This is a genomic window from Streptomyces celluloflavus, from assembly GCA_000720995.1.
Taxonomy (GTDB): domain Bacteria; phylum Actinomycetota; class Actinomycetes; order Streptomycetales; family Streptomycetaceae; genus Streptomyces; species Streptomyces celluloflavus.
Map to the genome: position 1 here is coordinate 1 of JOEL01000083.1, position 18,649 is coordinate 18,649.

The 18,649-nt window shown below is 71.8% G+C and carries 15 protein-coding genes and 3 tRNA genes; 14 read left to right on the top strand and 4 right to left on the bottom strand.

Annotated elements, in window-relative coordinates; translation table 11 throughout:
- The first annotated feature begins 33 nt into the window (after positions 1–33).
- On the top strand, positions 34–858 hold the full coding sequence (locus IH09_RS35000; protein WP_318279656.1) for a trypsin-like serine peptidase: 825 nt from the start codon (positions 34–36) through the stop codon (positions 856–858).
- Positions 859–1,037: 179 nt separating this feature from the next.
- Positions 1,038–2,027, top strand: a complete 990-nt coding sequence (locus IH09_RS35005; RefSeq protein WP_318279657.1) for a serine hydrolase domain-containing protein — start codon at positions 1,038–1,040, stop codon at positions 2,025–2,027.
- Positions 2,028–2,353: 326 nt separating this feature from the next.
- Here the strand turns inward: IH09_RS35005 and IH09_RS35010 are convergent, their stop codons facing one another.
- The gene (locus IH09_RS35010) at positions 2,354–3,064 is read right to left on the bottom strand and encodes a SanA/YdcF family protein (protein WP_052861791.1); all 711 of its coding nucleotides are present in this window, start codon (positions 3,062–3,064) and stop codon (positions 2,354–2,356) included.
- A gap of 208 nt (positions 3,065–3,272) precedes the next feature.
- On the opposite strand from IH09_RS35010, the gene IH09_RS35015 reads away from it, so the two are divergent.
- The 7 genes from IH09_RS35015 (at position 3,273) to IH09_RS35045 (ending at position 12,438) form a co-directional block, all read left to right on the top strand.
- The gene (locus IH09_RS35015; protein ID WP_110952803.1) at positions 3,273–3,821 is read left to right on the top strand and encodes a gamma-glutamylcyclotransferase family protein; all 549 of its coding nucleotides are present in this window, start codon (positions 3,273–3,275) and stop codon (positions 3,819–3,821) included.
- A gap of 71 nt (positions 3,822–3,892) precedes the next feature.
- Positions 3,893–4,915: an adenosine deaminase gene (locus tag IH09_RS35020; protein ID WP_190233505.1), complete on the top strand. Its 1,023-nt coding sequence runs from the start codon at positions 3,893–3,895 to the stop codon at positions 4,913–4,915.
- A 245-nt stretch (positions 4,916–5,160) separates the two neighbouring features.
- The gene (locus tag IH09_RS35025; protein WP_052861792.1) at positions 5,161–6,549 is read left to right on the top strand and encodes a deoxyguanosinetriphosphate triphosphohydrolase; all 1,389 of its coding nucleotides are present in this window, start codon (positions 5,161–5,163) and stop codon (positions 6,547–6,549) included.
- Positions 6,550–6,721: 172 nt separating this feature from the next.
- Complete coding sequence (locus IH09_RS35030; RefSeq protein WP_052861793.1) at positions 6,722–7,984, top strand: FAD-dependent oxidoreductase; 1,263 nt, start codon at positions 6,722–6,724, stop codon at positions 7,982–7,984.
- A 9-nt stretch (positions 7,985–7,993) separates the two neighbouring features.
- The gene (locus IH09_RS35035; RefSeq protein ID WP_110952804.1) at positions 7,994–9,028 is read left to right on the top strand and encodes a threo-3-hydroxy-L-aspartate ammonia-lyase; all 1,035 of its coding nucleotides are present in this window, start codon (positions 7,994–7,996) and stop codon (positions 9,026–9,028) included.
- A 124-nt stretch (positions 9,029–9,152) separates the two neighbouring features.
- Entirely contained in the window at positions 9,153–11,069 is a 1,917-nt protein-coding gene (dnaG, locus tag IH09_RS35040; protein WP_052861794.1) for a DNA primase, read from the top strand.
- A gap of 178 nt (positions 11,070–11,247) precedes the next feature.
- Positions 11,248–12,438, top strand: coding sequence for an RNA polymerase sigma factor (locus tag IH09_RS35045; RefSeq protein ID WP_205379619.1), 1,191 nt, complete (start codon positions 11,248–11,250; stop codon positions 12,436–12,438).
- A gap of 112 nt (positions 12,439–12,550) precedes the next feature.
- Here the strand turns inward: IH09_RS35045 and IH09_RS35050 are convergent, their stop codons facing one another.
- Together IH09_RS35050 and IH09_RS35055 are read right to left on the bottom strand one after the other, a co-directional pair.
- Entirely contained in the window at positions 12,551–14,038 is a 1,488-nt protein-coding gene (locus IH09_RS35050; RefSeq protein WP_052861796.1) for an FGGY family carbohydrate kinase, read from the bottom strand.
- 91 nt (positions 14,039–14,129) lie between these two features.
- Entirely contained in the window at positions 14,130–14,429 is a 300-nt protein-coding gene (locus IH09_RS35055; RefSeq protein ID WP_052861797.1) for a hypothetical protein, read from the bottom strand.
- 272 nt (positions 14,430–14,701) lie between these two features.
- Between IH09_RS35055 and IH09_RS35060 the strand changes: the two genes are divergently transcribed.
- The 3 genes from IH09_RS35060 (at position 14,702) to IH09_RS35070 (ending at position 15,109) form a co-directional block, all read left to right on the top strand.
- Positions 14,702–14,774, top strand: a tRNA-Asn gene (locus IH09_RS35060).
- A gap of 5 nt (positions 14,775–14,779) precedes the next feature.
- Positions 14,780–14,852, top strand: a tRNA-Asn gene (locus IH09_RS35065).
- Between the two features lie 180 nt (positions 14,853–15,032).
- Positions 15,033–15,109: transfer RNA gene (locus IH09_RS35070), tRNA-Ile, on the top strand.
- Positions 15,110–15,192: 83 nt separating this feature from the next.
- Here the strand turns inward: IH09_RS35070 and IH09_RS40775 are convergent.
- Positions 15,193–15,786, bottom strand: a complete 594-nt coding sequence (locus IH09_RS40775; protein ID WP_404827314.1) for a tyrosine-type recombinase/integrase — start codon at positions 15,784–15,786, stop codon at positions 15,193–15,195.
- Between the two features lie 303 nt (positions 15,787–16,089).
- On the opposite strand from IH09_RS40775, the gene IH09_RS35075 reads away from it, so the two are divergent.
- The gene (locus IH09_RS35075; RefSeq protein WP_052861798.1) at positions 16,090–16,467 is read left to right on the top strand and encodes a hypothetical protein; all 378 of its coding nucleotides are present in this window, start codon (positions 16,090–16,092) and stop codon (positions 16,465–16,467) included.
- 1,190 nt (positions 16,468–17,657) lie between these two features.
- A partial coding sequence (locus IH09_RS35080) for a histidine kinase dimerization/phospho-acceptor domain-containing protein (RefSeq protein WP_052861802.1) occupies positions 17,658–18,649 on the top strand: 992 nt, incomplete at its 3' end.

Below are 18,649 nucleotides of genomic sequence, written 5' to 3' on the forward strand. Positions count from 1 at the left end.
TCTACACAAGGAGTATCGTCGGCAGCGTCAGATGTGTATAAGAGACAGACCCCCCACCCCGACCCCCCTTGGACCACCCACGACGCCGCCGCCTACTGGACGGCCGGACGGATGGCCGACGCCGCCCCGCCCCCGCGCCGCCCCGACCGTCCCGCTGGAAACCCCCAACCCGCCTCCACCGCCCGCCACTTCGAGGGCATCCCGTCCGTCGGTGTGCTGTTCTCCGTCGGCCGGGACGCGCGGGCGCACCACTGCACGGCCAGCGTCGTCCACAGCCCGCACCGCAATCTGATCCTCACCGCCGGTCACTGCAATCCGGGGTCGCACGCCGCCTTCGTCCCCCAGTACGCGTCCGGGGCGGCCGCCCAGCCGTACGGGGTGTGGGCGATCGGTGAGACCTTCGCGCATCCCGGCCGCGGTACCACCGGCGCCGCCGCCGACCTGGACTTCGCGTTCGCCACCGTCGCGCCGGACCAGGACGGCCGCCTGATCGAGGCGGTCACCGGCGGCAACGTCCTCGGCCCCACGCCCGGTTACACCAACCAGGTCACGGTCATCGGCTATCCCACCGTCCGCAACGACCCGCAGGACCGGGCCGTACGCTGCGACACCCGCACCACCCGGCTGCCCGGAACCCGTCAACTGCGCATGGAATGCGGCGGGTTCCACGGCGGCACCTCCGGGAGCCCCTGGCTGACCCGCTTCGACGAGCGGACCAGGACCGGCTGCGTCATCGGCGTCATCGGCGGCCTCAATGGCGGCGGGCCGCCCGGTCCCGGCAGCGACCGGATTTCCTACAGTCCGTACTTCGGAACGGAGACCCTGGACCTCTACTCCCGTGCGTCCCAGGCGCGATGACCCGCCGCGGGCCGCCGTCCGTCGACCGACCGCCGCTCGCCGACGACCGCCGGAAGACCGGATGCCTACTCGGGCGTGCGCGCGCCACGTCGACGCGGTCCACCGAGGACCGTACGGCTTCCGCGCCGCCCGATCTATCGTCGGCGACGGAACACACGGCCCGGCGCGGAGGAGCAGGGATGAACGCTTCAGGTCTGTCGACGGCACGGCTCGGGCGGCTGCGCGAGGTGCTGACCGGGCATGTCGCACGGGGCGAAGTGCCGGGCCTGGTCGCCCTGGTGGCCCGGCGCGGGGAGGCGCACGTGGCGGCGATCGGCACGACCGAGGCCGAGGGCGGCGGCGGGCCGATGCGCGGCGACGCGATCTTCCGTATCGCCTCGGTCTCCAAACCGGTCACGGCCGCCGCGGCGATGATCCTGGTGGAGGAGTGCCGGCTGCGGCTGGACGACCCGGTGGACGAGCTGCTGCCCGAACTGGCCGACCGCGAGGTCCTGCGGCGGCCCGACGGGCCACTTGACGACACGGTTCCCGCGCACCGGCCGATCACCTTGCGCGATCTGCTGACCTTCCGGATGGGTTTCGGTGCGGTGTTGGCGCCGCCCGGGACGTACCCGATCCAGCGGGCGATGGACGAGGCCGGGCTCACCCCGGGCCCGGAGGCCGTACCGGTCGGGCCCGACGAGTGGCTCGCACGGCTCGGCGACCTGCCGCTGGTCCACCAGCCGGGGGAGAAGTGGATGTACCACACCGGCTCCGACGTCCTGGGCGTGCTCATGGCCCGCGCCACCGGGCGGCCGTTGGCGGAGTTCCTGAAGGAGCGCTTCTTCGAGCCGCTCGGTATGGCGGACACCGCGTTCCATCTCCCCGCCGGCAAGCTGGACCGGCTGCCCGCCGCCTACCGGCCCGACCCCGGGACGGGAAGACTCGTGCGCATCGACGACCCCAGCCGTACCAGGTGGGCACGGCCGCCCGCCTTCCCCTCCGCGGGCGGGGGACTGGTCTCGACCGCCGACGATCTGCTGGCCTTCTGCACGATGCTGCTGAACAAGGGCCGGTACGGCGGGGAACGCATCCTGTCCAGGCCGGCGGTCGAGGTGATGACCACCGACCAGCTCACCGAGGAGCAGAAGGCGGAGAACGCCGTGTTCTTCGGCGGCAACAGCGGCTGAGGGTTCGGCGTCAACGTCGTCACCAGACGGGACGAACTCGCCGCCGTACCCGGACGGTTCGGCTGGAACGGCGGCTCGGGCACCTCCGCCTATATCGACCCGGCAGAGGGACTGATCGGGATTCTGCTGACCCAACGGGCGTTGACCGCCCCGACGCCACCCGCCCTGTTCCGCGATTTCTGGACCTGCGCCTATTAGGCCATCGACGACTGAGCGGCCCAGCCCCGGCAACGGAACGGCGCCGGACCCGTGGACGGCGGCGGGCCGCACCGGGTCCCGCGTACGCCAGACCCCGCGTACGCGCCCAGCTCCGTCCGGCGGAGGCGCTACCGCAGTGCCTCCGCCAGCCCCGTCTCACGCGGTCCGAGGAAGTGCGGATCGGGCCGCAGCAGCGCTTCCGCCGTAGCCTTGCCCGCCGCGAAGATCTCCCGTACGCCGCCGTACGTCCAGGTCACATCTTGGTGGGCGGCGACCCCGACCCCGTACGACTCGATACCGGCCGCCGCGCAGAGCGACAGCGCGCGCCGGATGTGGAAGCCCTGGCTGACCAGCACCGCCTTGTCCACGCCGAAGACGCGGTGTGCGCGGCTGCACGAGTCCCAGGTGTCGAAGCCCGCATGATCGCTGACGATCCGCCCGGCCGGGATGCCGTGGCGCAGCAGATAGCCGCGCATCGCGGCCGGTTCGTCGTAGTCGCGGCGGCTGTTGTCACCGGTGACCAGGATGGCCCGCACCGTGCCGCGCTCGTACAGTTCGGCGGCCGCGTCCAGCCGGTGGGCCAGATACGGCGACGGTTCGCCGTCCCACAGGCCCGCGCCGAAGACGACGGCGACCGGTGCGGCGGGCACGTCCGCGACCGTACGGACGCGCGGCCCCGCCGAGGCGTTCAGCCACGTCGCGGGCGCCAGGGCGAGCGCGGTCAGCACCACGACGGCCTGGTACGTACGGCGCCACCCCCGCCGGGTCCGGGGCAGCCGCAGCCGCCGGGCGGATCCCCTCCCCGGCCCCGGCACCGGTCGCGGTCCCAGCCCTCGCATCTGCGCTCCTCACATCCGTACATCCGTACCGGCGGAGCCGTTCCCCAGCGGTGTCCTGTCCGCTCCGGATCCGTGATCGATCTCGTCGGCTGCGACGCCCGACGGCGGGTGCCCGGTTGCGGAGGGAAGAGAACATCACTGACCAGAGCTTTACGGTACGGAAGGAAGAGTCGCGAGCCGGAACGGCCGCGGAAAGGATCCCCCGCCCATGATCACCGAGCCCGAGCCCCAATCCGGCCCCGGTCCCGGCCCCGAGCCCGACCCCGTCCGCCTGCCGTTCTTCGTCTACGGCACGCTGCGCCCCGGCGAGGCCAACTACGGCTGGGCGCTGCGCGGCAGGACCGTCACCGAGGAACCGGCCCGGATCGGTGGTGTGTCGCTCTACGACGGTCCCGGATACCCGTACGCCGTCGCCGGGCCGGCCGACGCCGTGGTGTACGGCGATCTGGTCCTGCCGCGCGACACCGACTACGACGAGGTGTGCGCGGCGCTGGACCGGCTGGAGGGCTGCGCACCCGGCGACCCGGGGAGCGTCTACGAGCGGGTGGCCACCGAGGCCGGGTGTCCGGACGGCAGGACCGTACGGGCGTGGGTCTATCTGGCGGCCGGACCGCTCGCCGCCCGGCTGCGTGCCACCGGCACGCCCGTCGCGGGCGGTGACTGGCGGCGCGCCCGCCGTCCCGCCGGACCCGGTGCCGCCACGGCGCCCGACCGCACCCCCGCTAACCTGAACGACTACTTCCGCACGGATCCATGACGCCCCGGCCGGTCCCGGACCGGCTGAACCCATACCGCAAGAACCCGTACCGCAGAACAGGTGTGACCCGCGTGCCTTCCACCCCCGCTCCCTCGCCCTCCACCGGCGCTCCCCGGCCCCCGCTGCCCAAGGCGGAGCTGCATCTCCATATCGAGGGCACTCTGGAGCCCGAACTGGCGTTCGCGCTGGCCGAGCGCAACGGCGTCAAGCTGCCGTACGCCACCCAGGACGAGCTGCGCCGGGCCTACTCCTTCGCCGACCTCCAGTCCTTCCTGAACCTCTACTACGCCCTGATGGCCGTGCTGCGCACCGAGGACGACTTCGCCGACCTGGCGGACGCCTACCTCGCCCGCGCCGAGGCGCAGGGCGTCCGGCACGCCGAGATCTTCTTCGACCCGCAGGCGCACACCGCGCGCGGTGTGCCGATCGGTACGGTCATCCGGGGGCTGGCCCGCGCGCTGGACGGGGCCCAGGAGACGTACGGCATCAGCACCCGACTGATCATGTGCTTCCTGCGCGACGAGAGCGCCGATTCGGCCCTGGAGACCTTCGAGGCGGCCCGCCCGTACCTCGACCGGATCACGGCCGTCGGCCTGGACTCGGCGGAGGTCGGGCACCCGCCGTCGAAGTTCAAGGAGGTCTACGCGCTGGCGCGGGAGGCCGGGCTCAAGTGCGTGGCGCACGCGGGGGAGGAGGGGCCCCCGGCGTACGTGTGGGAGGCCCTGGACGTCCTCGGCGTGGACCGGATCGACCACGGGGTGCGCTCCATGGAGGACGAGCGGCTGGTGGCCCGCCTGGCGGCGGACCAGGTGCCGCTGACGCTCTGCCCGCTCTCGAACGTCCGGCTCCGGGTGATCGACGACCTCGCCGCCCATCCGCTGCCCGCGATGCTGGACGCCGGACTGCTGGTCACCGTCAACTCCGACGACCCGGCCTACTTCGGCGGCTACGCGGACGACAACTTCACCGCCGTACGCGATGCGCTCGGCCTCGGTGAGGAGACCCTGCGCACTCTCGCCCGCAACTCCTTCCGCGCCGCCTTCCTGGACGAGGCGACGCGTGCGAAGTACCTCGCGGAAGTGGACGCGCACTAGCCACGGCAGCCACTCCGGCCCCTCCTCTGGCGCCGCCTCCTGGTCCCACCGGGTGGCGGCGTGCCGCCGCCGGTTCCGCGCGGCGGTACGCCTCCACCCGGTGGCCACCACCATTGGTGGCCACCCACCCCGGTGGCCACCGCCGCCCCGTTACCGCGGCCCGTCCAGCCCCGCCCCCGCCGGCCGGCTGCTCCCGGCGCGTACCCCATCCGGCCCCGAACCGCCGGGGCGGTTACCGTCGCGGTATGACGGGCACACCACCGACCCACGGCCGGGACGCGGGCGCCACGGGCGGCGGCGCCTCCGCGCCCCCCGACGCTGCCCCCGGCTACGCCCCCACCACCCCCGGATACGCCGCCGCCGACGCCGAACGCTGGGTCTCCGAGCCCGACAAGCGGCCGGGGCGTACCGCCTTCCAGCGCGACCGCGCGCGGGTGCTGCACTCCGCCGCGCTGCGCCGCCTCGCGGGCAAGACCCAGGTCGTCACCCCGGGCACGCTCACCCACGCCTGGGACGCCAGCCCGCGTACCCGCCTGACCCACTCGCTGGAGTGCGCCCAGGTCGGCCGCGAGCTCGGCGCCGCCCTCGGCTGCGACCCGGACCTCGTCGAGACCGCCTGTCTCGCGCACGACCTCGGCCACCCGCCCTTCGGGCACAACGGAGAGCAGGCGCTCAACGAAGTCGCCGCGGCCTGCGGCGGCTTCGAGGGCAACGCCCAGTCGCTGCGGCTGCTGGCCCGCCTGGAGCCCAAGCGGTTCCGCCCCGCCCCGGACGGTTCGGCGGTCAGCGTCGGCCTCAACCTCACCCGCGCCGCCCTCGACGCCGCGACCAAGTACCCGTGGCCCCGGGGCGGGCACCCCACCGACCCCGCCTCCCCGAAATTCGGGGTGTACGAGGACGACCTGCCGGTCTTCCACTGGCTGCGGCAGGGCGCGCCCGCCGCCGCGCGCAGCTTCGAGGCGCAGGTCATGGACTGGTCCGACGACGTGGCGTACTCGGTGCACGACGTCGAGGACGGGCTGCACGCCGGACACCTCGACCCGAACTGCCTGCTCGCCGACGCCGAGCGCGCCGAGATCTTCGCCGTCGCCGCTGCGACCTACGCGCCCGGTGCGGACCCCGACGCGCTGGCCGCGGCGCTGGACCGCCTCCTGGACCAGGAGTGGTGGCCGCACGGCTACGACGGTTCGGCGCTCGCCCAGGCCCGCCTCAAGGACGCCACCAGCCAGCTGATCGGCCGTTTCTGCCTGGCCGCCGAGACCGCGACCCGGGCCGCGTGGGGGACCGGGCGGCTCACCCGCTACGGCGCCGAGCTGGTGGTTCCGGACGAAACACGGCTGGAATGCGCCGTCCTGAAAGCCGTCGCCGACCGGTACGTGATGCAGCGGCCGGACCAGGAGGCGCTCCGGGTGGACCAGCGGATCGTGATCGCCGAACTGGCCGAGGCGCTGCTCACCCGCGCCCCCGACGGCCTTGATCCGCAGTTCCGTTCGCTGTTCGACGCGGCCGCCGACGACACCGCCCGGATGCGGGCCGTCATCGACCAGATCGCGGCCCTCACCGACGCCTCGGCCCGTTCCCTGCACGCACGCCTCACCCGACCCCGGGGTAACGCGCGGGACAACCCAGGGTGACCCTGGAGGGGAAGCCCCCTTCCGCCCTCACGCTCCGTGCGGGACGCTCGAACCCGACCGTTTCGAACGGGGGGACCACGAGCACACCAGCGGGCGGGGGACACGGGGCACAACCGGGGGACCGAGGACGTTCACGGACGCGGACGCAGGCGCCGCAACGAGGAGGAAGCAAGTGGTCGACGCACACCGGACGTTCGTCATCGTCGGGGGTGGCCTGGCCGGCGCAAAGGCCGCCGAGACCCTCCGCTCCGAGGGCTTCACCGGCAGGGTGATCCTCATCTGTGACGAGCGCGACCACCCGTACGAGCGCCCGCCGCTCTCCAAGGGATACCTGCTCGGCAAGGAGGAGCGCGACACCGTCTTCGTCCACGAACCCGCCTGGTACGCCCAGGCCCAGATCGAGCTGCATCTCGGCCAGCCCGCCGTCCACCTGGACCCCGCGGCGAAGACCGTCCGCCTCGGCGACGGCACCCTGATCGCCTACGACAAGCTGCTGCTGGCCACCGGTGCCGAACCGCGCCGTCTGGACATCCCCGGTACCGGCCTGGCCGGTGTCCACCATCTGCGCCGCCTCGCGCACGCCGAGCGGCTGCGCGGTGTGCTGGCCTCGCTCGGCCGCGACAACGGCCACCTGGTCATCGCGGGCGCCGGCTGGATCGGCCTGGAGGTCGCCGCCGCGGCCCGCTCGTACGGTGCCGAGGTGACCGTCGTGGAGGCCGCGCAGACGCCGCTGTACGGCGTTCTGGGCCCCGAACTGGGCGGCCTCTTCGCCGACCTGCACCGCGAACACGGAGTCCGCTTCCATTTCGGCGCCCGCTTCACCGAGATCATCGGGCAGGACGGCATGGTGCTGGCCGTGCGCACCGACGACGGTGAGGAGCACCTCGCCCACGACGTGCTCGCCGCGATCGGCGCCGCGCCCCGCACCGCCCTCGCCGAACAGGCCGGACTGGCGCTGGCCGGCCCCGAGACCGGCGGCGGGATCGCCGTCGACGCCGCGCTGCGCACCTCCGACCCGTACATCTACGCCGCAGGCGACGTCGCCGCCGCGGACCATCCGCTGCTGGACACCCGGCTGCGCGTCGAGCACTGGGCCAACGCCCTCAACGGCGGCCCGGCCGCCGCGCGCGCCATGCTCGGCCAGGAGATCGGCTACGACCGCATCCCGTACTTCTTCTCCGACCAGTACGACGTCGGCATGGAGTACTCCGGCTACGCACCGCCCGGCTCCTACGACCAGGTGGTGTGCCGCGGTGACGTCGGCAAACGGGAGTTCATCGCCTTCTGGCTCAGCGAGGGCCGGCTGCTCGCCGGGATGAACGTCAACGTCTGGGACGTCGCCGATTCGGTCCAGCAGCTGATCCGTTCCGGGCAGCCGCTGGACACGGAGGCGCTGGCCAATCCGGAGGTTCCGCTGGAGTCGCTGCTCCCGTAGCGTGCGGCCATGAGCCCTCGCCCCACCGGCCCCGCCGGTCCTGCCAGCCCCACCGGTCCCACCGGTCCCGCAGGACCGGACCCGGACGTCCCGGCCGTCACCCTCGACGACGTCCGGGACGCCGCCCGGCGGCTGGCGGGGGTGGCACACCGGACGCCGGTGCTGCGCTCCCGGACCGTCGACGCGCTGGTGGGCGCCGAGGTCTTCCTCAAGTGCGAGAACTTCCAGCGCGTCGGCGCCTTCAAGTTCCGCGGCGCCTACAACGCCGTCTCGCGGCTGTCGGCCGGGCAGCTGCGCCGCGGGGTCGTCGCGTACTCCTCGGGCAACCACGCGCAGGCCGTCGCGCTGGCCGCCCGGGAGCTGGGCAGCAGCGCCGTCATCGTGATGCCCGAGGACTCCCCGCGGTCCAAGCTCGACGCCACCGCCGGATACGGCGCCGAGATCGTCACCTACGACCGGTACACCGGCGACCGCGCCGCCCTCGGCCGGCAACTGGCCGAGGAGCGCGGGCTGGCCCTGATCCCGCCGTACGACCATCCGCACATCATCGCCGGGCAGGGCACCGCCGCCCTGGAGCTGATCGAGGAGACCGGGCCGCTCGACGCGCTGCTGACGCCCGTCGGCGGCGGCGGGCTGATGGCGGGCTCGGCGATCGCCGCCACCGCGCTGGTCCCCGGTATCCGCATGATCGGCGTGGAGCCGGCGGCGGGCGACGACACCCGGCAGTCGCTGGCGGCCGGCCACCGCGTCACCATCCCCGTCCCGCACACCATCGCCGACGGCCAGGCCGTGGACGCCCCCGGCGAGCTGACCTTCGCCGTCAACCGCCGGCTCCTCGACTCGGTCGTCGTGGTCAGCGACGACGAGATCCGCGCCGCCATGCGGACGGCCTTCGAACGGCTGAAGATCGTCGCCGAACCCAGCGGCGCGAGCGCGCTGGCCGCCCTGCTGGCCCACCGCGTCGACCCGGTACCGCCCCGGATCGGCGTGATCATCTCCGGCGGCAACATCGGCCTGGACCGCTTCCTGGAGCTGATGGCCTGACCTCGGCGGGCGGCGTACCCGGCGGCGCCCACGGAGGCGTCCACGGAGCCGAGGAGACGGCACCGGGGGAGACGCGGGCGGACGCGCGGCGGGGACTGTCCGACCCCGGCCGTAGACTTCACGCGTGGCAGGCAGGATCAACGATGACGATGTGAAGGCGGTGCGGGACGCGGTCCCGATCGACGCCGTCGTGTCCGAGTACCTCCAGCTCCGCAACGCCGGCGGCGGCAATCTCAAGGGCCTGTGCCCCTTCCACGACGAGAAGTCCCCGTCCTTCCACGTCAGCACCACCAAGGGGCTCTACCACTGCTTCGGCTGCCAGGAGGGCGGCGACACCGTCGACTTCATCATGAAGATCGACCACCTCTCCTTCGCCGAGACCATCGAGCGGCTCGCCTCCCAGGCCGGCATCACCCTGCGCTACGAAGAGGGCGGCTACACCCCCGGCCGCCAGCAGGGCGAGCGCACCCGCCTGGTGGAGGCCCACAAGGTCGCCGCGCAGTTCTACGCCGAGCAGCTGGACGGCCCCGAGGCCGAGATCGGCCGTAAGTTCCTCGCCGAGCGCGGCTTCGAGCAGAGCGCCGCCCAGCACTTCGGTGTCGGCTACAGCCCGGCCGGCTGGGACCACCTCACCCGCTTCCTGCGCGGCCGCGGCTTCAGCGACCGGGAACTGATCCTCTCCGGCCTCTCCCAGGACGGCCGCCGCGGCCCCATCGACCGCTTCCGCGGCCGGCTGATGTGGCCGATCCGCGATATCTCCGGCGAGGTCGTCGGCTTCGGCGCCCGCAAGCTCCGCGACGACGACAACGGCCCCAAATACCTCAACACCCCCGAGACCCCCATCTACCGCAAGTCCCAGGTCCTCTACGGCATCGACCTCGCCAAGAAGGAGATCGCCAAGACCAGCCGCGCCGTGGTCGTCGAGGGCTACACCGACGTCATGGCCTGCCACCTGGCCGGCGTCACCACCGCCATCGCCACCTGCGGTACGGCCTTCGGTGAGGGCCACATCAAGATCCTCCGCCGGCTCCTGATGGACAACTCCGGCTCCGAGGTCGTCTTCACCTTCGACGGCGACGCCGCCGGCCAGAAGGCCGCCCTGCGCGCCTTCGAGGACGACCAGAAGTTCGCCGCCGAGACCTCCATCGCGATCACCCCCGGCGGTATGGACCCGTGCGATCTGCGGCTCGCCAAGGGCGACGCGGCCGTCGCCGACCTGGTCGAGTCCCGCACCCCGCTCTTCGAGTTCGCGCTGCGCCATGTCGTCTCCCGGCACAACCTCGACACCACCGTCGGCCGGGCCGCCGCCCTCGACGAAGCGGCGCCGATCGTCGCGAACATCAAGAACAGCTCCATCCAGCACGAATCGGCCGTCGCACTGGCCGGCATGCTCGGCATCCTGGACACCCAGTTCGTCGTCCGCCGGGTCGGCCAGCTCGCCCGCTGGGCCCGCGAGCGCGGCCGCGACGGCGGGCCCGGCCAGGGGCGTCCGCAGCGCCGCGGCCCGGCCCCCGGCGCCGAGGCCGCGCCCCCCGCGCCCACCCCCCGCGGCCCGGCCCTCAACCTCCGCAGCCCCGCCCACCGCGTCGAACGCGAACTGCTCAAGCTCGCCCTCCAGCGCCCCGACCTGGTCTCCCCGGCCTTCGACGCCTACGGCACCGACGAGTTCACCGCCCCGCCCTACGCCACGGTCCGCCGCTGCATCGAGGACGCGGGCGGCGCCACGGCCGGCGCCGCCGACAGCGCGTACGTCTCCCGGGTGCGCGAGGCCGCCCCCGACGACACGGTCCGCGCCATGGTCACCGAGCTGACAGTCGAGCCGCTGCACACCCGCCGCGACCCGGACGAGGCATACGCGGGCGTCCAGCTCGTCGCCGTCCGCCTCGCCGCCGTCAATCAGCGCGTCACGGAAATCCGCGGCGCCCTCCAGCGCCTCGGCCCGCGCGCCGACCCCGAGCACCTCACCGCCGTCCAGAACGAACTCTGGGTCCTCCAGCAGTACGGCCAGTCCCTGCGCGAACGCGGGTACGCGGCGCTGTAGCCCCCGCGCGGCCGGGCCCGTAACCGGACGCCCGTCGCCCGCTCTTGGCACCCCGCCGTAGCCGCCCGGTCACGGAACGGACTCAGAAAGTGGCCGCACGCCCCTCGTGGCGGGCGTGTGCCGTGCCCCACACTGAGAAGCGGTGCCTGAGTCCTCGGAGCGCGGCGGGTCCGGTCGCCTGGACCGTGCATCCCCCGCGGAACCGCTCTCGACATACGGGACGGACGGCGGCTCGGCCGCGGTCACTCCCGGCCTTTCCGCCGCCTCAGCAGAGATCACCCTGGAGGTCGCCCCCGTGCAGATCCAGACTCTCTCCGACGCGTCGGCCGGTGACGCGCCGACCGCCCCGCGAACGGCCGCCGCGGAACCGGTCACCGTGGTGCGGCAGGGCGCCGCGCCCGCCGCCGAGCACCTCGCCGAGGAGACCGCCCCGGAGCCACCGCGCCCGGAGCCGAACGGCCCGTCCTCCGATCTCTTCCGCCAGTACCTCCGCGAGATCGGCCGTATCCCGCTGCTCACCGCCGTCGAGGAGGTCGAGCTGGCCCGCCGCGTCGAGGCCGGCCTGTTCGCCGAGGAGAAGCTCCGCAGCACCCCCGACCTGGCCTCCCAACTCGCCGTGGACCTCGATACGTTGGTGGTCCTGGGCCGGATGGCCAAACGCCGCCTCATCGAGGCCAACCTGCGCCTGGTCGTCTCCGTCGCCAAGCGGTACGTCGGCCGCGGCCTGACCATGCTCGACCTCGTCCAGGAGGGAAACCTCGGACTGATCCGCGCCGTCGAGAAGTTCGACTACGCCCGCGGCTACAAGTTCTCCACCTACGCCACCTGGTGGATCCGCCAGGCCATGTCCCGCGCCCTCGCCGACCAGGCCAGGACCATCCGCGTCCCGGTCCACGTCGTCGAACTGATCAACCGCGTGATCCGCGTCCAGCGCCGGATGCTCCAGGAACGGGGCAGCGAACCGACCCCCGAAGAGGTCGCCGCCCACCTCGACCTCACCGAGCAGCGCGTCAGCGAGGTGCTGCGGCTGGCCCAGGAACCGGTCTCGCTGCACGCCCCCGTCGGCGAGGAGGACGATGTCGCCCTCGGCGACCTCATCGAGGACGGCGACGCCGCCTCACCCGTCGAATCCGCCGCCTTCCTGCTGCTCCGCGAGCATCTGGACGCCGTGCTGTCCACCCTCGGCGAACGAGAACGCAAGGTCGTCCAGCTCCGCTACGGCCTCGCCGACGGCCGCCCCCGCACCCTTGAGGAGATCGGCCGCATCTTCGGCGTCACCCGCGAACGCATCCGCCAGATCGAGTCCAAGACCCTCGGCAAGCTCCGCGACCACGCCTTCGCGGACCAGCTCAGGGGCTACCTGGACTGACCGGGAGCGGGCCGGCGTCCGCGGACCGGCCGGGTCCGGCGCGACCGGTGCGTACCAGCCGGTACGGGCCCGTACGGACCGGCCGGGCGGGTGCCCGCGCGCCCGGGGGCCGTCACTCCTCCCACTGCTGGAAAGCCCCCGGATGGCTCTCGTCACGGACCGCCGTGAACTGCTGGCGAACGGCCAGTCCGACCGGCAGCTCGTCACCCGGCTCGAAGACCTGACTGGCCGCGGCCGGCCATTGCGGCGGATCCACCCACGGGGTGCCGCCCGCCTGCCGGACGGCCTCCGCCCCCGGGGCCGGGGCGAGCGTGCCGTGCGCCACACCCAGCGCCCACGCCGCCTGTCGCGCCGCACCCAGCGCCGTGTACTCCGCGGGCTGCGGCACCACGACCGGCACCCCGAACAGCCCGGGTGCCGCCGCCTGTACCGCGCCCAACTCCGCGGCCGCGCCCAGCAGAAAGACCCGCCGCACCGCAACACCCCGCCCGCGCAGCACATCCAGCGCGTCCGCGAGCCCGCACAGCATGCCCTCCACGGCCGCCCGCGCCAGATGCTCCGGCTTCATGCTCTCCCGCCGCATCCCGTGCAACGACCCCGCGGTGTGCGGCAGATGAGGCGTCCGCTCGCCCTCCAGATACGGCAGCATCACCATGCCGTACGCACCGGGCGACGACGCCAGCGCCAGCTCGGACAGGCCCGCCAGATCCGTCCCGAGCAGCTCCGCGGTGCCGCGCAGCACCCGCACCGCGTTGCTCGTGTGCACCACCGGCAGATGCCGCCCCGTCGCGTCCGCGAACGAGGTGATCGTGCCGCTCGGATCGGCCAGCGCCTCGTGGTGGATGCCGAACACGGAACCGGACGCGCCCAGCGACACCACGGCATCGCCCACCCCGACCCCCAGCCCGAAGGCGGCCGCCATCGTGTCGCCCGTACCGGCGGAGATCAGCAGCCCCTCCGGTGTGAACCCGGCGGTCCCGGCCGGCCCCAGCACCTCCGGCAGCCGCACCTGGTGCCCCAGCGCCAGCTCCACCAGATCCGGCCGGTACGACTCGGTCGCCGCCGACCAGAAACCGGTCGCCGAGGCGCCGCCCCGGTCCGTCGTACGCCGCGCGGGCCGCCCCAGCAGCTGCCACGCCAGCCAGTCCTGCGGCTGCATGACCTCCGTGATCCGGACCGCGTTCGCCGGCTCGGTACGCGCCAGCCAGCGCAGCTTCGTCACCGGATGCGCCGCCTGCGGCACTGCCCCGATGGCCTGCGCCCACGCCGTACGCCCGCCCAGCGAACCGATCAGGTCCGCCGCCGCGCCCTGCGCCCGCTTGTCATTGCCGAGCAGGGCGGGCCGGACGAGATTGCCGTCGGCGTCCAGCGGCACCACACCGTGCTGCTGCGCCGCGACGCCGATCGCCTGCACCCCTTCGAGCAGCCCGTTGCCCGCGGCCTCACCGAGTGACATCAGCCACGCCTGCGGATCGACCTCGGGCCCCTTCTCGACGGGGTGCGGCGCATACCCCTGTCTGATGACGGCACCCGTGTCCGCATCGCAGACCACGATCTGTGTGCTCTCGGACGAGCTGTCCAACCCGGCGACTATCCCCATGGCTCCAGATGATGCCGCATCGCGGGCCCGGGGAAGGCGCCAGGGCTTGCTGGGGGAACCCCCGGACGGCCAGCCCGCCGCGGACCACGGCTCAGGTGTTGCTGGTGCCCCAGTCGTCCTCGTCGGAAGTGCGCTGCTCACGCAGCGAGCGGACCCGGTCGGTGACCGAGGGCGGCAGCCGGTCACCGACCTTGGCGGACACCGTCCCGAACGCCTTCGTCGCGGCCTGCCGCCCGCTCAGCGCGGCCGACTCCGCGGTGTTGCGGACCGCGGGGTTCTGCGCGACCCGCCGGACGCCCTTGCACAGCTGCTCGTACCGCTCCCGGCCGGCCCGGGTGCCGAGCACATATCCGATGGCCAGTCCCGTGATGAACGTGAGCCGGTAGCGCATCGCTCCGCCCTTCCCTCTCGTCGGTCTCGGTCACAGGTGCCACACCTCTCACGCCTGCCACACAGGCCGCGCGTCGGCGCCGCTCGCTCTCCTCCGGTACCGGTACGCACCGGGCCGCCGGGCAGTGCCGCGCGCCCGCGCTCAGGGCCGGAGACCACCCGAGGCGATACCGATTGGCGGAGCACCCCCCTGCTTGCGCTAATGTATGTGTCGCAGCGAGCGCACGCCGTCCGGAGGCCCGGACAGCAGCGCATTCGAGGCACACAGAGCAATCCCCTGTAGCTCAATTGGCAGAGCAGCCGGCTGTTAACCGGCAGGTTACTGGTTCGAGTCCAGTCGGGGGAGCTCGGTCCCCTGTAGCTCAATTGGCAGAGCATTCGGCTGTTAACCGGAGGGTTACTGGTTCGAGTCCAGTCGGGGGAGCAGGAAGAACGAGGACCCCGAAAGGGGTCCTTTTTCTTGTCCCGTGGAACCGAACCCCCGGTGGCCCAAGTCCTCTTGGGCATGCATGGTCGCGAGACGACGACCCTCACGGGCAGGAGATCGTATGAGCAGCTATGCTGCGGCAGACGGCGCGCACATTTGTGCGCGGCGCGCCGTGAGGGGGCGGTAGCTCAGCCGGTTAGAGCAGCGGACTCATAATCCGTCGGCCGTGGGTTCGAGTCCCACCCGCCCCACCACAGCCTGATCATGAAGAAACGATCTGACCAGCGCCTTAGCTGGCCAGAGGCGAGCACGGAAAGATCTTGGCGACCCATCCCGATCATGCAATCACGCATGTGGGGACGATGTTGGGACGCGGGTCACGCGGCGGGACGGAGTCCCTCGTCCGGCTCATCGCCCTCGGTGTCCGCGTCTGCCTCGGGCGCCGCATCCGCATCTTGCTTCTCCGGTGGCGTCGGGCTTGTCTCGCTGGGGGCGGCCTTCTTCGGGCGGGGTACGACCGTGCTGGTGGGATCAGGCTCGGTGGTCGGGGGGTGCGGTGGGCCGTGCTGGTGTGGGTGTCTGAGGTGTTCTGGTGGGAGCTGTGCCCCAGCCGCTCTTGGACGACCTTGATGTCCGCCTTCCCGCGCAGCGCCGGTGTCGCTGACAGATGCCGGGTGTCATGCAGTCGGATCGGAGGAAGCCCGGACTGTTCGACGAGCCGGCTGAACCGCCGACTGATCCAGCCGGGGTGGAGTGGCTCGCCGTTCTCGTGGGGCCGGACCTGATTGCTCTCAGCCCACACCTTCTCCTCACCGGGCCACTGCCGGCGCTTCCGTTCCCGGATATCCCGGTACTCGGCCCACAGCGTGCGTCTCAGAGCGTCGAGCGTGACGGTACGCACGCTGTCCTGCTTCGTCGCCTCGCCGTACATCCAGTAGGCGATCTCGATGACGGGCGACGCGGCGCGCCTCCCTGCGACTGCCTTCCGGTGGACGGTGCGAGCACCTGTGGCCACTGCCGCCGGCACCTCCAGGGAGCGCGGGCGAACGCCGACCCCCGGCTACCGCTGCTGCCCCGCGGACAAGGACGGCCGTGACGGATGCGGTGAGGACTGCATGTGCGCCGAACTCCTGGAGAACCACGTCGGCGAGTACATCGTGGCTGAACTTCTCAGGCCCGGCATCCGCAAGCAGACCCTCAGGCCCAAGCCGCCGCCCCTGCTCAGACCGAGGAGATGGAGACGGCCGTCGAGGACTTGGCGGGCCGTCGGAGCGAAGCGGCGGCCCTCTACGGGAAGCGTCAGCTCAGCAGTGACGCGTTCGTGAGCGCAGATCGCGAGATCACGGCCAACCTCAAGGACATCCGAGCGCGTCTTCGGTACGCCGAGCGGATGGCGAACTTCTCCCTCGGCGAAGCCGAGGATCTCGTGCGGTGGTGGAACACGGCGCTGCCCGCATCCAAGAGAGCCATCGCGAGGTTGCTTCTGGAAGACGTCGAGGTATTCCTCACGAGTGCCTGCGGTGTCCGCACTGTTGAGCCGGGCAGGGTAGTCCTGCACTGGCGCAAGCTGCCCGGCCTTTCAGACGGTCGCTGGGGTAGGCGCCTTGTATGACATGAGGCGCCTACCGGCCATCGCCAGGGCCGGTCCGGTGATCAGGGCGATCACGGCGAGTCCAGCCAGGGCGGACGAAATGATTTCCTCAGCGCGCAACGGCCACGGGTGGCCGAGGTGGTGGGGCTCCAGGTGTGACCCCTTTGCCGGCCGCGTAGGCAACGCCGAGGACGGCCGCAGCCGCCGACCCGCCCAGGCCCCTCACCGACCAGACGTGGCTGCCTTGCCTCGCGGGCAGAGCTATGCCGGAGCACAGGAATTGCTTCGGTGGAACTGAGCCGCTGTCGCCTGCGTGGACGCGGTGGTTCAGCGACAGGCAGGAGCAGTTCGGGGACCTCGAGGACGGCGATGTGGCTAGGTCCGTGACGTAGTCGGGTCTGACGAGCGACCTCAAGGAGTTCAGCAGCTCCAGCCTTGCCCAGGCCATGGATCAGCCGAAGCGCTGCACGGGCGTTTCGTTGTGCCTCATAGCCGGATAGAGAGGTCAGACCGCTACAACTGGGCAGTAGATGAACCACCGGACGATCGAGTGCGCGCGTGAGTCCCGAGGTTGCGCGATTGAGGGCTTCGATTTGACCCCGTTCATGGGGTTGTTCACGACACGATGGGTCCTCACGGGCTTCTCGCCGGGCTCCTCGGCCGTCGCGGCGGCCAGGGTGCGGGTGTTTGGGGTCTCGCGGTCCGGGGGCTGCGCGGGATGCGCTGGTAGCCCTGGCAATCGCCGACCGAGGGCAGGTCGACCGTGAGGCGGATCGTGGGAGTGCGGCGACATCAGGCGCATCTGAGCGAGCAGGCAGCGATCAAGTGCGCCTGTATGGCCGTTATGCGCCCGGAACCCACCGGACAGGGAAGCGAACGCCGGGTACAGCAGTGGAAAGCCGCCCTCGACGCCTTCGAGATCGCCTTCGACGGCCAGCTCTCCGCCGCCCGCCGCCGAACCCCTGACAAAACCAGAAACGCCGTTTACTTCGTGCCCCCAAGCCTCTCGCGGTCGAGCACTTCGGCCGGCAGTCGGGCGTGGAAGTGATCCGCTGCTTACTGTCGGCTTATGGCTCCTTTGAGCAGGATGGGCGAGGCTCAACAACTGTCGTGTGCCTTGAGGCATCTGAGGAAGGATCAGTAGTGCGCTTACTCTTCGCCCCGGTATCAGTCACTGTGTCCGCTTCGTCGGGCCGTCGGGGCTGATTGCCGTGGCAACCTCTTCCCGGCCGTCCGCACCGGTGACCGTGCCTCCGAAGCCCACTTGGAGTCCCGGGCCACAGCACCGTCCGGTGCCGTGGTTGCGGTCGACCATCCGAATAAGGCTCACGCTGCTTTATGGCGGCATGTTTCTGATGGCCGGCATCGTGCTGCTGACGATCATCTACATTCTGGCGGCCAACACCCTCAAGGAGGGCACCCCGGAGTTCAGAGTCTTCGGTAACAACATCAGGGTGGGCATTGTCGGTTGTCCTGATCTGCCGTCGGCCGGCACGGTCGACGAGATCAATTCGGCGATCAGCGCCTGCATCCGAAACCAGCGTGCAATGGCGCTGCACACCTTTCTGAACCGCTCCCTGATAGCTCTGGTGGGCCTGACCATCGTGGCTTTCGCTTTCGGTTATGCGATGGCGGGGCGGGTGCTGTCGCCGTTGGGGCGGATCACGCGGACCGCGCAGCGGGTGGCCGGTTCCGATCTGCATCGCCGGATCGAGCTGGGCGGTCCGGACGACGAGCTCAAGGAGTTGGCCGACACTTTCGACGAGATGCTGGACCGGCTGGACCGGGCGTTCGAGTCGCAGCGGCGTTTCGTGGCCAATGCCTCGCACGAGCTCCGGACGCCTCTGGCGATCAATCGCACGCTGCTGGAGGTCCAGCTCGCCGATCCGGAGGCGTCGCCGGAGCTGACGCAGCTGGGGAAGACGCTGCTGGCGACCAACGAGCGCAGTGAGCAGTTGGTGGAGGGTCTGCTGCTGCTGGCCCGCAGTGAGAACAAGGTTGTGGACAAGAAGCCGGTGGATCTGGCCGAGGTCGCCTCGCAGGCCGTCGACCAGGCTCGTACGGAGGCGCAGACCAAGGGTGTGGAGCTGCGTGGGGTGCGCCAGCAGGTCTTCGTGCAGGGCAATGGTGTGCTGCTGGAGCGGATCGCGCTCAATCTGGTCCAGAACCCGGTGCGCTACAACGTTCCCGAGGAGGGCTGGGT

Excerpts from the sequence above, each read along its gene's own strand:
- IH09_RS40775 (WP_404827314.1), bottom strand. The coding sequence starts at position 15,786 with ATGTACGGCGAGGCGACGAAGCAGGACAGCGTGCGTACCGTCACGCTC.
- IH09_RS35025 (WP_052861792.1), top strand. The coding sequence starts at position 5,161 with ATGACGGGCACACCACCGACCCACGGCCGGGACGCGGGCGCCACGGGC.
- IH09_RS35015 (WP_110952803.1), top strand. The coding sequence starts at position 3,273 with ATGATCACCGAGCCCGAGCCCCAATCCGGCCCCGGTCCCGGCCCCGAG.
- IH09_RS35055 (WP_052861797.1), bottom strand. The coding sequence starts at position 14,429 with ATGCGCTACCGGCTCACGTTCATCACGGGACTGGCCATCGGATATGTG.
- IH09_RS35075 (WP_052861798.1), top strand. The coding sequence starts at position 16,090 with ATGGAGACGGCCGTCGAGGACTTGGCGGGCCGTCGGAGCGAAGCGGCG.
- IH09_RS35035 (WP_110952804.1), top strand. The coding sequence starts at position 7,994 with ATGAGCCCTCGCCCCACCGGCCCCGCCGGTCCTGCCAGCCCCACCGGT.
- IH09_RS35005 (WP_318279657.1), top strand. The coding sequence starts at position 1,038 with ATGAACGCTTCAGGTCTGTCGACGGCACGGCTCGGGCGGCTGCGCGAG.
- IH09_RS35050 (WP_052861796.1), bottom strand. The coding sequence starts at position 14,038 with ATGGGGATAGTCGCCGGGTTGGACAGCTCGTCCGAGAGCACACAGATC.
- IH09_RS35010 (WP_052861791.1), bottom strand. The coding sequence starts at position 3,064 with ATGCGAGGGCTGGGACCGCGACCGGTGCCGGGGCCGGGGAGGGGATCC.